Origin of the sequence: Verminephrobacter eiseniae EF01-2 (assembly GCF_000015565.1) — a bacterium.
In the GTDB taxonomy this organism is placed as follows: Bacteria; Pseudomonadota; Gammaproteobacteria; order Burkholderiales; family Burkholderiaceae_C; genus Acidovorax; species Acidovorax eiseniae.
In genome coordinates this window covers 5,037,390-5,050,098 of record NC_008786.1, presented here as the reverse complement: position 1 = coordinate 5,050,098, position 12,709 = coordinate 5,037,390, and the positions used below count along the sequence as shown (strand labels likewise).

At 66.5% G+C, this 12,709-nt stretch carries 9 protein-coding genes and 2 pseudogenes; all 11 read right to left on the bottom strand.

Annotated elements, in window-relative coordinates:
- Positions 1-7: 7 nt before the first annotated feature.
- On the bottom strand, positions 8-436 hold the full coding sequence (gene mraZ / locus VEIS_RS22075; RefSeq protein WP_011812243.1) for a division/cell wall cluster transcriptional repressor MraZ: 429 nt from the start codon (positions 434-436) through the stop codon (positions 8-10).
- A gap of 254 nt (positions 437-690) precedes the next feature.
- Positions 691-2,016 carry an ATP-dependent protease ATPase subunit HslU gene (gene hslU / locus VEIS_RS22070; protein WP_011812242.1) on the bottom strand — a complete coding sequence of 442 codons (1,326 nt, stop codon included), beginning with the start codon at positions 2,014-2,016 and terminating at the stop codon, positions 691-693.
- Positions 2,017-2,136: 120 nt separating this feature from the next.
- Positions 2,137-2,700 carry an ATP-dependent protease subunit HslV gene (hslV, locus tag VEIS_RS22065; RefSeq protein WP_041950275.1) on the bottom strand — a complete coding sequence of 188 codons (564 nt, stop codon included), beginning with the start codon at positions 2,698-2,700 and terminating at the stop codon, positions 2,137-2,139.
- Between the two features lie 195 nt (positions 2,701-2,895).
- The gene (locus VEIS_RS22060; RefSeq protein ID WP_011812240.1) at positions 2,896-4,797 is read right to left on the bottom strand and encodes an STAS domain-containing protein; all 1,902 of its coding nucleotides are present in this window, start codon (positions 4,795-4,797) and stop codon (positions 2,896-2,898) included.
- Between the two features lie 36 nt (positions 4,798-4,833).
- On the bottom strand, positions 4,834-5,607 hold the full coding sequence (dksA, locus tag VEIS_RS22055) for an RNA polymerase-binding protein DksA (RefSeq protein ID WP_011812239.1): 774 nt from the start codon (positions 5,605-5,607) through the stop codon (positions 4,834-4,836).
- Between the two features lie 315 nt (positions 5,608-5,922).
- A complete protein-coding gene (locus VEIS_RS22050; RefSeq protein WP_011812238.1) occupies positions 5,923-6,993 on the bottom strand; it encodes a CobW family GTP-binding protein in 1,071 nt (356 codons plus the stop codon).
- 8 nt (positions 6,994-7,001) lie between these two features.
- A complete protein-coding gene (locus tag VEIS_RS22045) occupies positions 7,002-8,138 on the bottom strand; it encodes a tyrosine recombinase XerC (protein ID WP_011812237.1) in 1,137 nt (378 codons plus the stop codon).
- 42 nt (positions 8,139-8,180) lie between these two features.
- A complete protein-coding gene (locus tag VEIS_RS22040; RefSeq protein WP_011812236.1) occupies positions 8,181-8,912 on the bottom strand; it encodes a DUF484 family protein in 732 nt (243 codons plus the stop codon).
- Positions 8,909-9,379: pseudogene (dapF, locus tag VEIS_RS31765) on the bottom strand (diaminopimelate epimerase); the annotation flags it as partial. The gene VEIS_RS22040 and the pseudogene dapF (VEIS_RS31765), both read right to left, overlap by 4 nt.
- Before the next feature lie 120 nt (positions 9,380-9,499).
- Positions 9,500-9,955: pseudogene (gene dapF / locus VEIS_RS31760) on the bottom strand (diaminopimelate epimerase); the annotation flags it as partial.
- Positions 9,956-10,019: 64 nt separating this feature from the next.
- The gene (gene mutS, locus VEIS_RS22030; protein ID WP_011812234.1) at positions 10,020-12,635 is read right to left on the bottom strand and encodes a DNA mismatch repair protein MutS; all 2,616 of its coding nucleotides are present in this window, start codon (positions 12,633-12,635) and stop codon (positions 10,020-10,022) included.
- Between the last annotated feature and the right edge of the window lie 74 nt (positions 12,636-12,709).

The following is a 12,709-nucleotide window of genomic DNA, read 5'->3' as shown; positions in this document are numbered from 1 at the left end:
GCGCGCCTCAAAAGGAGAAGTCCTTGAAGACATCAGGCATCGCGCCTTGCATCGCTTGGGCTTCCTGCGCTTCGTAGCTGGCCTTGTCCCACAGCTCGAAATGCCGGCCCATGCCCAGCAGCATGGTGTCTTTGGCAATGCCGGCGGCCTGGCGCAATTCGGGCGAGATCAACACCCGGCCCGTGGCATCGATCTCCACATCCATCGCATTGCCCAGGAAGATGCGCTTCCACCATTGGGCGGACATTGGCAATTCGGCGATGCGCTCGCGGAACTTCTCCCACTCAGGGCGGGGAAAGAGCATCAGACAGCCGTGCGGGTGCCGGGTGATGGTCAGCAGTCCGGCGGCGGTGGCCACCAGGACGTCACGGTGCCGGGTCGGCACGGACAGCCGACCCTTCGCATCCAGGCTGAGCGACGAGGCACCTTGAAACACGGACTGCATTCCCGATTCGGTTGACTTCCTCCAAGGCCCATATAGAGGGTCTGGGGCACTTTTTTCCACTTAATTGCACTTTTTTGCACTGTAGCAGGAAAAACCGACCGGACAACAGCGTGCCCAACAAATTTTTGTATTGAAATCAACGACTTGGCCGCCCCTGTGCAGGGGGGCGTAAAAAAATGCCGTTGATAAGTAAGTCCTTACATCAGTTTGTCAAAGTGATGTCTCAGCTTGGGAGCCGGCAGGACTCACAAGATGTAGCGCGACAGATCCTCGTTCAGGCTGAGCTGCTGCAGACGCTGGTCCACATAGCCCTCATCGATGGTGACCGTCTGGCCCGACAGCCGCGTGGCGTCGAAACTGACCTCGTCGAGCAGCCGCTCCATCACGGTGGACAGGCGGCGCGCGCCGATGTTCTCGGTGCGCTCGTTGACCTCGAAAGCGATGCACGCCAGCCGCGTGATGCCTTGCGGCACGAACGCCAGCGTCACGTCTTCGGTCGCCAGCAGGGCCTGGTATTGCTTGACCAGCGAGGCGTGGGTCTGGGTCAAAATCGCCTCGAAGTCCTGCACCGACAGCGATTCGAGCTCGACCCGGATCGGAAAGCGCCCCTGCAACTCGGGAATCAGGTCGCTGGGCCGCGACAGGTGAAAGGCCCCGGAGGCGATGAACAGGATGTGGTCGGTCTTGATCATCCCGTACTTGGTCGACACCGTGGTGCCCTCGACCAGCGGCAGCAGATCGCGCTGCACGCCCTGGCGCGACACGTCGGCACCGCTGGTTTCCTGGCGCGTGGCGACCTTGTCGATTTCGTCGATGAAGACGATGCCGTTTTGCTCGGCATTGGCCAGTGCCCGGGTCTTGATCTCCTCTTCGTTGACCAACTTGCCGGCCTCTTCGTCGGTGAGCAGTTTCATCGCCTCGGCGATCTTGAGCTTGCGCGTGCGGCGCTTGTCCTGCCCGAACTGGCTGAACATGCTGCGCAGTTGCTCGGTCATTTCCTCCATGCCCTGGGGGCCCATGATTTCCAGATGCGGGCGGCTTTCGGTGACGTCGATCTCGATGTCCTTGTCGTCGAGCAAGCCTTCGCGCAGCTTTTTGCGAAACATCTGCCGCGTCGTGCCGTCGGCTGCCGGCTCGGCGCCGTCAGCACCCCGGGGCGGCGGGATCAGCACATCCAGGATGCGATCCTCGGCGGCGTCCTCGGCGCGGGCGCGCACCTTTTTCATCTCGGACTCGCGCGTCTGCTTGACCGCCATGTCGGCCAGGTCGCGGATGATGGAGTCGACATCCTTGCCCACATAGCCCACCTCGGTGAATTTGGTGGCCTCGACCTTGATGAAGGGCGCATCGGCCAGTTTGGCCAGACGGCGGGCAATTTCGGTCTTGCCCACGCCGGTGGGGCCTATCATCAGGATGTTCTTGGGCGTAATCTCCTGGCGCAGACTGCCTTGCACCTGCTGGCGGCGCCAGCGGTTGCGCAGCGCAATCGCCACGGCGCGCTTGGCGCTCGACTGGCCGACGATGTGCTTGTCGAGCTCGGAGACGATCTCCTGGGGGGTCATCGAAGTCATGGTGGTTTTCCTGGTATCGGACAACGCACAGGCGCAGACGAATCAGGCGCCTGTAGCTATGAGAAAAAGAGTAATTTGCGGCCCCCGGCGCGCACCCGATGGCGCCGATCGGCAATGCACTCAGAGCGTTTCTATCGTGTGGTGCATGTTGGTGTAGATGCACAGTTCGCCCGCAATTTCCAGCGCCTGCTTGACGATGTCCGCCGCGCTCAGATCGGTGTGGTTGAGCAGGGCCTTGGCGGCGGCGTTCGCATAGGCGCCGCCCGAGCCAATCGCGATGATGCCCTGCTCGGGTTCGAGCACATCGCCATTGCCGGTGATGATCAGCGAGGACTCCTGATCGGCCACGGCCAGCATGGCCTCGAGGCGGCGCAGCACACGGTCGGTGCGCCAGTCCTTGGTCAGTTCGATGGCCGAGCGCACCAGGTGGCCCTGGTGCTTGTCGAGCTTGGCCTCGAAGCGCTCGAACAGCGTGAAGGCATCGGCGGTGGCGCCGGCGAAACCGGCCAGCACCTTGCCGTGGTGCAGCTTGCGCACCTTGCGGGCCGTGCCCTTGACGACGATGGCGCCGAGCGTGACCTGGCCATCGCCGCCAATGGCCACCTGCACGCCCTGGGGCGTCTGGCGGCGCACGCTCAAAATGGTGGTGCCGTGAAACACCGGGTGGTTTTGCAATGAATCCATGACAGCGGCAAATGGGAATGGCCCCGCATTTTGCCTTGGTGCGCAACACCCCCCCTGAATCGCCTGCGGCACCGGGCAGCGCCAGCGGCCTGGCAAAGCCCGCCCCGCAGCGTCCCTGGCTGGCCGTGCGTGGCCCGGGTCGTGGAAAACGGATGCCCTGTCAGCCCCGGCCGGCGCGCAGATGGCGCGGGCGGTTCAATCTTTTCGGGGTATCACCCAGGCATGCGCGTCGATGCCGATCACGTTGAAGAAAATCGCCACCAGCCGCTGCAGGTCGCGGAACTGAACCACATGGCCGCCGGACTGCTGCTCGGCCGCCCAGTTGAGCACTGAGCCGGCCGCCGTAAAGTCCATGCGAATGAGCTTGTCGCAGGCGATCGTGAATGGCACGCCGGGGCGCATGAATTGCTGCATCGGCTCGAGCAGATGCGTGGCGTCGCCATCGACATGACCGCTGAGCCGGGCCACGGGCGGGTTGTCGCCGTCCTGCGCTGCCGGGGAAGCGCTGCCTGCGGCCTGCATGTCCAGCGCCTCCTGCAGGGTGCCGTCCGCAGGTTGCGCCGGTGTGCCGGAGGTCACGCCCTCGTTGTCGGAGTAAGCGCAGCGCGGCGCCACCCAGGACGGGGGCGATACTTCATAGGTCACGCAGTATTCGAGCGCCACCAGCTCGAATTCGTCAGCCAGTCCCATCAGCCGCAGCGCCGCCATGCGCAGGCGCCACCACTCGGGGTTGCCCGAGCGCTCGCCCGATGGGGTCTTGGCCCTGAGCAGGGCGTTGAGCTTTTCCACGCCGGTAATCACGAACTGGCCTTCACGGTCGGCCCACTGGCCCAGATGGTCCGCCAGCAAAGGCACGGCCGCCTCGTCGATGCTCGTCAGGCGCGCCCAGGACAGGGCCCAGGGCGAAGCCGCGCGCATCAACGAGGCATGCAGGGCCGCCACGCTCGACACCGCCAGCGTGGCCGGCGCGTTCCAGTGGAAGTCGTGCCGCATCACGACCGCCGCAGCGTTGGGCTGTTCGACGACCAGGCCCAACTGCCCGGGCATGGAGAACCACAGCGGCGCCGAGCGGCTGTAGCGGGCGGCAAAGTCGATCGACAAGTTGTCGAAGCGGTCATGTTGTCCGATGGCGCGGTACAGGTCGAACAGCGTCATCCAGATGCCCAGTTGCTGCTCGGGCGTATCCTGCTGGCGCTGGGCCAGCACTTCCAGCAGGCCGGTCTCCGTTCCTGCGTGGTCGCCGTTGGCAAACCGGATCGCGGCTTCTTCCAGATCGGGGTCGTGCACGAACTCCTGCGCAGGCGGTGCCGGTGCGGGGGGCGTTGCCGCAGGGGGGGGCAAGGAGGGCTTGTCAGGCCGGCGTCCCGCAGACCGGGGTGCGGCGGCGGCCGGGCCACCAAAGTCCAGTTCCCCATCGAACATCAGCGGCTCTGGCGCCGGCTTGGGCTCCGGCAGGTCTATCAGGCCGGCAGGGATGGTGGGGAGATAGGCCGCACCGTCATGGTGCTCGGGGCGGTGGGATGCGCCGGCATGGCCGGCGGGGGGGCGGGCTGCACTGGCCGGCGGGCGGGATGCGCCGGTGACGCCGGCAGGTGAACGAGATGCGCCGGCAGACGAGCGGGCTGCGCCGGCGCGCAGGGCCTCCAGATCGGCAGAAACCGTTGGCATGTACGCCTGTGGGGAGTGCGGCTCGTCCTCCGGGTCGTGCTTGCTCTTCCACCACTGCTGCGACATCTGCGCTTCGATCTCGTCGATCTTCTTGAGCGTGACCGCGCGCTCGTCGGCGCGTTCCTCGGCGCGTTCTTCGGGCGCGATCACGCTGCTCTGAAAGAACGAAGGCCGCGCCGCAGGGTCTTCGATGCGCTGGCCATGCTGTTCGCGCTGGCGCAGCTTGCGCAGTTGATCGAACTCGCGGCGCCGCACGAAGTCATTGTTGCGCTTGCGCTCGATCATCTCTTTGAGCATCTGCTTGCTGTACGGGCTTTCCTTGTCGTCCGGCGCCGCGTCGAGTTCGCCCCAGTCGACCGTAGGGTGGCGCACGAACCGCACCACCTTCGATAGCAGTCCGCCGGCAGGAGCGGATTCTTCCTTGCTCATGGTTCGGAACCTGTGTTCATCTGGTCTGGGTCAGATTCAGTCGCCAAACATCTTTTGCTTGAGCTCGCGGCGTTGTTGTGCTTCCAGTGACAGCGTGGCCGTGGGGCGCGCGATCAGGCGGGCCACACCAATGGGTTCGCCGGTTTCGTCGCAGTAGCCGTAGTTTCCGGCGTCGATGCGGGCGATCGACTGCTCGATCTTCTTGAGCAGTTTGCGTTCCCGGTCGCGGGTGCGCAACTCCAGCGCATGCTCTTCTTCTATCGTGGCCCGGTCGGCCGGGTCGGGCACGACCACGGTGTCTTCGCGCAGGTGCTCGGTGGTTTCGCCGGCGCTGTTGTGGATGTCCTGCTTGAGCTGCGTGAGCTTGATGCGGAAAAACGCCATCTGCTTGTCGTTCATGTACTCGCTGTCGGGCATGGCCATGACTTCGGCGTCGGTCAACTCTTGGGCAGACTTGGTTTTCCAGTGGTGCGCCAGCTTGGGGTCTTTTTTGATCGCCATGTAAGTGGGCTGTGCTTGCGCGGTGGTGGGCATGGAGTGACGGTAGCTGGCTTTGGCAGCAGTCGAGGCCACTGTCTGCGCCATCGATGGTACGGTCAATTGGGCCAGTCGTGCGGAAGGCCGAGTCGTGCGCACGGGTACCTGCGAACCGGCTTGCAGCACCGCCGGGGCCGCCGCGCTGGCCTTGGGTGTCGTTGCAGCCGCCTTGGCCGGGGTCTTCGCAGCGGCTTGGGGAGCCGCCGGGGCGCTTTTCGCCGCCGCAGGGCTTGCCTTGGCGGCCCCTTTGGATGGGCTGGTATCGGCTTTCACTTGGCTGGTCTCCTGGCAATACGGGCAATCCCTCGACTGTGGTACAGCCAAGGGCGGGCGGACAACCCCTTGGCTGTGGTGCAGCCAAGGGCAGAAGGTCAATCTCCTGGCTGCACCACAACCAGGAGCGGTCGGACGATCCCCCCCCCCGGCTGCGCCACGGCCAAGGGCCGATGGCATGGCTTGCGGGAAAGGTTACCGGGGCGCTGCTTTTACCGGGCCGCGATTGTATCGATCTGTACTGATACCCACAAAACCGTTGCGCATACGACACAGGCCCCGGGTCGCGCCGGGACTGCCGCAGCGCCGGCCCCTTCAGACAAGGCTTTGTTCCAGCCCCTGCAAGAAGATGTCCCGGGGCAGGTCGATGCCAATGAAGACCATCTTGCTGGTGCGGGCCTCGCCGTCGGCCCATTGCGGGCCCAGATCGCTGCCCATGAGTTGGTGCACGCCCTGGAAGATCACCTTGCGGTCCGTGCCCTTCATCTGCAGCACGCCCTTGTAGCGCAGCATGCGCGGGCCATAAACGTTGACCATTGCGCCCAGGAAGTCCTCCAGCCGGGCGGGATCGAACGGGCGCTCCGAGCGGAAGACGAAGCTCTTGACATCGTCATCGTGGTGATGGTGGCCCGGGCCGCCATGCTGGTGCGAGGGGTGGTCGCAATGCGCGCCATGCGCGTGCTCGTGGTGCTCATGCTCATGCTCGTGCCCATGCCCGTGCGCGTCTTGTTCGCTCAGGAAGTCCGGATCGATGTCGAGCTTGGCATGCAGGTTGAAGCCCCGCAGATCGAGCACCTGCCCGATCGGCACGGCGCCAAAGTGCACGGCCTGTATCGGCGCGCGCGGGTTCATGTGTTTCAGGCGCTGAATCAGCGCCCGGGTTTCCTCGGCGCTCACGAGATCGGTCTTGGACAGGAAGATCTGGTCGGCAAAGCCCACTTGGCGCCTGGCCTCCTGGCGGTCGTTCAGTTGCCCGGTGGCATGCTTGGCGTCCACCAGCGTGATGATGGCGTCGATCAGGCAACTCTGGGCGACCTCGTCATCCATGAAGAAGGTCTGCGCCACCGGGCCGGGGTCCGCCAGGCCGGTGGTCTCGATCACGATGCGCTCGAAGTCCAGCAGGCCCTGGCGCTTTTTGCTGGCCAGCAGTTGCAGCGTTGCGCGCAGGTCTTCGCGGATGGTGCAGCAGATGCAGCCATTGTTCATCTGCACGATCTGCTCTTTGGACTCGGTCACGAGGATGTCGGTGTCGATGTTTTCGGCGCCGAATTCGTTCTCGATCACGGCGATCTTCTGGCCATGGGCTTCGCTCAGCAGGCGCTTGAGCAAGGTCGTTTTGCCGGAGCCAAGAAAGCCGGTAAGGATGGTGACGGGGATCAGGGACATGGGAGGCCTCATGGTTTGCCAACGGCGTCGGGGAGTTTAGCGGGGCCGGTGCTGCGTGATCCTGGCCCGGACGGGCTGGGGCGCTTTTCGGCGGCATGCGCTGGCCGCGTGGGTGCCGGGCCTTGATCGGGCGACGGCATTTTGTGCGCCCGTGGATGGGTCGCGTCATAGACCCGGGCCAGGTGCTGGAAGTCCAGCCGCGTGTAGACCTGCGTGCTGGTGATGCTGGCGTGGCCCAGCAACTCTTGCACGGCACGCAGGTCGCCGCTGCTTTGCAGCAGATGGCTGGCAAACGAGTGGCGCAGCATATGCGGGTGCACCGGGCTGGGCAGCCCGGCCCGCTGGCTGCGCTGGCGCAGGCGCCGCCAGATCGACAGGGTCGTCAGCCGCGCGCCGCGCCGGCCGACGAACAGCGCCGCGTCGAGCCGGGCCGCGCCGGCCGCGCCGAACGGTTTGGCGCGCAGCGCCAGCCAGGCGCGCAAGGCGGCGCTGGCCGCGCGGCCCATCGGCACGCTGCGGCGCTTGCTGCCTTTGCCAAGGACATGGACTTCGCCGGCCTGCAGGTCGACCCAGCCGCGCCCCTGGCGCTCGGTGTCGGCGTTGGGCACGGCATCGAGCCCGGCCAGTTCGCCCGCGCGCAGACCGCTGCCGTAGAGCAGTTCGGCCATCGCCGCGTCGCGTATCTGTAGCCAGATGTCGGCCTCGGTAGCGGCGCCGGCAGCGCCGTCGAAATCGGCCAGGCGCATGGCCTGGTCCACGCCCAGCGCCTTGGGCAGGGGCTTGGGAGACTTGGGCGCGCGTATGCCCAGCACCGGGTTGCGCCCGATCAGTCCCTGCCGCCCGGCCCAGATGAAGAACCCGCGCCAGCCCGACAGGATCAGCGCAATGCCCCGCCCGCTGCGCCCGGCGCTGTGCATCTGCGCCACGAAGCGCCGGATATGCGCGTCCGTCAGTTGCAGCAGCGGCAGACTCAGGCCCGCAGCAAACCGCGCCAGCTTTTCCAGGTCCAGCCGGTACAGCGTGAGGCTGCGTGCCGCCAGGCGCTTTTCCACGCGCAGATGCTCCAGATAGCGCTGCACCTGCGGGTCGGGCGCAGGTGGCGCCGACGGTGGTGGTGATGGCGGTGATGCGGGTGCGTCGGCCATGGTCTGGGTGCCGCAGGGCTGTGCCGGGCGACTGGTGCGCGGTCAGCGCAGACGCAGCAGCGCTGCACTGGCCAACTCTGCAATGCGCGCGAGGAAGTCGGTGCCCATGGCGGCGTCGAAGCGCTGCGGGTCTGGCGAGCCCAGCACCAGCAGGCCAAAAGCGGGGCTGGCGCTGTCGACCGCGCCTTCGCGCAGCGGCAACAGGGCCAGCGACGCGGCCGGATCGCCCGCCTGCTGCGCCAGCCAGAGCGCGGGCTCGAAGCCCAGGTTGGGGCCGCAAAACGGCATCGTGAGCGATGAGGCCAATGCGCGGGCGTCGTCGCTGGCGCCCTGGCTGAAGCGGGCATCGATGCCGGGTTCCCCCATGCCATCCAGGCCCTCCAATCCTTCCAGGCCCCACAGGCGCAGCGCGGCCTGTGGTATGTCGAACAGGGTGCGCAGACCATCGACGACGGCCTGCGGCAGCCCGCCCCGGTCCTCGATCTGCAGCAGCGCCGCGCTCCACTGGTGCAACTTGTGCGCGATGGTCGCGTTGTCGGTGCTGTTGCGCACCATCTCCATGATGCGCTGCTCCAGGCCCTTGATCTTCTCGCGCAGCATCTCGGCCTGGCGCTCTTGCAGGCTCACGGCGCGCGCGCCATGCGGGTTGGCGATCTGCACGCTGGCCAGCACCTGGGCATGGCGCTCGAAGAAGCCCGGCGTGCGGAGCAGAAACTGGGCGATATCGTCTTCGGTGATCGGGGCAACGATCGGCGGGAGGGTAGGAGCGGTCATGGGCAGGAGGGAAGTTCGATCTGGCCTTCAAACACCGTGGTGGCAGGGCCGGTCATGACAACGGAGTCGGTGGCGGCGCCACTCCAGGCAACGCTGACCAGCCCGCCGCGCATGGCGACCTGCACCTCGGAGTCCAGCAGCCCCAGGCGGATGCCGGCCGACACGGCTGCGCAGGCGCCCGAGCCGCAGGCCAGGGTCTCGCCGGCGCCGCGCTCGAACACCCGCAGCCGCACATGGCCCCGGTCGACGACCTGCATGAAGCCCGCGTTCACGCGCTGCGCAAAGCGCGCATGGTTGGCGATCAGCGGGCCGATTTCGGGCACCGGGGCGCGCTCCACATCGTCCACCAACTGCACCGCATGCGGGTTGCCCATGGAAACGATGACCAGCCAAACAGTGGCCGTGGTGCCATGCGCCGGTGTCTCTGGTGTCGCGTCACCGATCATCTGCCGGTCTGCGCTGGCCATCGAACCGCATCGCGGCGTTGCATCACTTGCCAATACGCTCGGTATGGGCTGCGCGATGCGCCTTGCGCTGCGCTCCGATGGCTGCGCGCAGCCTACGACATCTGACCGATGACGCGGCACTAGCGCCAAAGGCCATTTTTGCGCCAAACCCTGGGCCAGGGGCTGTAGACCCGAGGCATCGAAGGGCAGGCTGGCGGGCTCGAACTGCGCGCGCCCCATGTCGACACTGACGCGGCCATCGGGGTTGAGCCGCAGGGTGATGACGCCGCCACGGGTTTGCACGCGCAGTCGTTCCTTGTCCGACAGGCCCTTGTCGCGCACAAAGCGCGCCAGGCAGCGCGCGCCATTGCCGCACTGCGCCACCTCGCTGCCATCGGCGTTGTGGATGATGTACTCGAAGTCGATGTCTGCGGCCGGCGCCGGCCGCACGCCGAGAATCTGGTCGGCCCCGACGCCAAAGTGGCGGTCCGCCAAAAAGCGGTACTGGGCTGCGCTCAGCCCCAGGCGCTGCCGGGTCTCGTCGAGCACCACGAAATCATTGCCCGCGCCTTGCATTTTGGTAAAGCGAATCTGCATCGCCCGATTATCGCCGCTGGAACGGGTTGCGGCGCCAGGCGGCGGGCCTGCGGCTGGCGGCGCTTCATTTGCCCGCCATCCTCTTGAGCTGGTACAGCGCATCGAGCGCCTCGCGCGGGCTGAGCGCATCGGGGTTGATTCCGGCCAGCGCCGCTTCCACAGGGCTTGCGCTCTTGCTTTCGGGTTCTTCTTTCGGGGCGGCGAACAGGTCTACCTGCAACTGGCCTGCGCCGGCACGTTCTTCCAATGCCGCCAGCGTCCGGCGCGCGTGGTGCAGCACGGGGGGCGGCATGCCGGCGAGCTTGGCGACCTGGATGCCGTAGCTGCGGCTGGCCGGGCCGGGCTGGATTTCGTGCAGGAAAACGATATCGGCCCCCGACTCGGTGGCGCTCACATGCATGTTGATCGCATGGCGGGCCTTGGCGGGCAGGTCGGTCAGCTCGAAATAATGCGTGGCGAACAGCGTGAAGGCGCGGGTTTTGTCGTGCAGGTGCGTGGCAATGCCGCTGGCCAGGGCCAGGCCGTCGAAGGTGCTGGTGCCGCGCCCGATTTCGTCCATCAGCACCAGGCTGTGCGCCGTGGCGGCATGCAGGATGTGCGCGGCCTCGGTCATCTCCAGCATGAAGGTCGATTGCGCGTTGGCCAGGTCGTCGGCAGCGCCGATGCGGGTGTGGATGGCGTCGATCGGCCCCAGGCGGCAACTGCTGGCCGGCACATGGCTGCCAATGCTGGCCAGCAGCACGATCAGCGCGACCTGGCGCATATAGGTCGATTTGCCGCCCATGTTGGGGCCGGTGATGAGTTGCATGCGGGTGTTCGCGTTCAGCCGCGTGTGGTTGGCGATGAAACTGCCCGATGCCGTCTCGGCCAGCCGCGCCTCGACCACCGGGTGGCGGCCGCCCTCGATCTCGATGCAAGGCTCGGAGACGAACTGTGGCGCGCACCAGTTCAGCGTGAGCGAGCGCTCGGCCAGCGTGCACAGCACATCCAGCGTGGCCAACGCCTGGGCCAGGCGCGTGAGGGCGGGCACATGGGGCTGCAATCGGTCGAGGATCTGCTCGTACAGCCATTTCTCGCGCACCAGGGCGCGCTCGTTGGCCGACAGGGCCTTGTCTTCAAAGGCTTTGAGCTCGGGCGTGATGAAGCGCTCGGCGTTTTTCAGCGTCTGGCGGCGTCGGTAGTCGGCAGGCACGCGCTCGAGGTTGCTGCTGGTGACCTCGATGTAAAAGCCATGCACCTTGTTGAACTGCACGCGCAGGTTGGCGATGCCGGTGCGGGCTTTTTCGCGCGTTTCCAGGTCCAGCAGGAAGCCGTCGCAATCGGTCTGTAGCGCGCGCAGTTCGTCGAGTTCGGCGTCGAACCCGGTGGCAATCACGCCGCCTTCGCGCACCAGCGCGGCGGGTTCTTCGGCAATGGCGGCCTGCAACAGTTCGGCGCAGCCCTCGGGCGGGTGCAGTTGGTCAAAAATCTGCATCAGGTACGGCTCGGGGATTTGGCCATGCTGCGCCAGCAACTGCGCTTTTTGCAGCGTCTTGACCAAGCCCGGCAATTCGCGCGGGCGCACCTGGCGCAGCGCGATGCGGGCCGTGATGCGCTCGACATCGCTGGCGCCCTTGATCTGCTCGCGCAGCGTGGCCCAGGGGCCTGCGCCGGCTGCGGCGCCACGCAGCGCGGTGCTGGCCGACAGGCGCTGGCGCGCCTGGTGGCGCTCGCGGTGCGGCTCCAGCAGCCAGGTTTTGAGCAGGCGGCTGCCCATGCCCGTCATGCAGTTGTCGAGCAGCGAGAGCAGGGTGGGCGCATCGTCGCCACGCAGCGTCTTGACCAGTTCCAGATTGCGGCGCGTGCTGCCGGGCAGGTCGATCAGTTCATCGCCGCGCTGCGCCTGCACGCTGTGCACATGGGTCAGCGCGCGGCCTTGCGTGTGCTCGGCGTAGGCCAGCAGCCCGGCAGCGGCGGCCTGGGCCGCGCCCAGGTCCTGCGCGTCCCAGGCCTGCAGGCTGGCTGCACCCAGGTGCTCAAGTAACTTGCGCTCGCCCAGCGCTTGGTCGAACTGCCAGTCGGGCCGGGTGCGCATCGGGCAGTCGAAGGCGCCGCTCTGGCGCAGCGCCTGCAATTGCTGCTCAAAGCGCTGTGTCACGCCGGCGCTGTAAATGATCTCGCTCGGCGCCACGCGGGCCAGCCAGGCGCCGAGCTCGTCGTGGGCGCATTCGGCCAGGTGCACGCGGCCCTGCGTCACGCTGAGCCAGGCCAGGCCGCAGCGCGCACGCGCGGCCTGGTGCAGCGACAGCAGCAAGGATTCGGCCTTGTCGGAAAGCAGTTCGGTATCGGTCAGCGTGCCGGGGGTGATGACGCGCACCACCTTGCGCTCCAACGGGCCTTTGGCCGCGCCCACTTCGCCCACCTGCTCGGCAATGGCCACCGATTCGCCGAGTTTGATCAGGCGCGTCAGGTAGTTCTCCAGCGCATGGAAGGGCACCCCCGCCATCACCACCGTCTGGCCGCCCGACTGGCCGCGTTGCGTGAGCGTGATGTTGAGCAGGCGCGCAGCCTTTTCGGCGTCGGCGTAGAACAGTTCGTAGAAATCACCCATGCGGTAGAACAGGAGCGTCTCGGGATACCCGCCCTTCAGGGCAAGGTATTGGGCCATCATCGGTGTGTGGTGTTCGAGCGGGGCAGACATGCAGGGCGGCAGGAAGGGGCACGGTGGTGCCTGTATTTCGATAGCTGCTGGCGCAGGTGGATGGTCATGCGCCA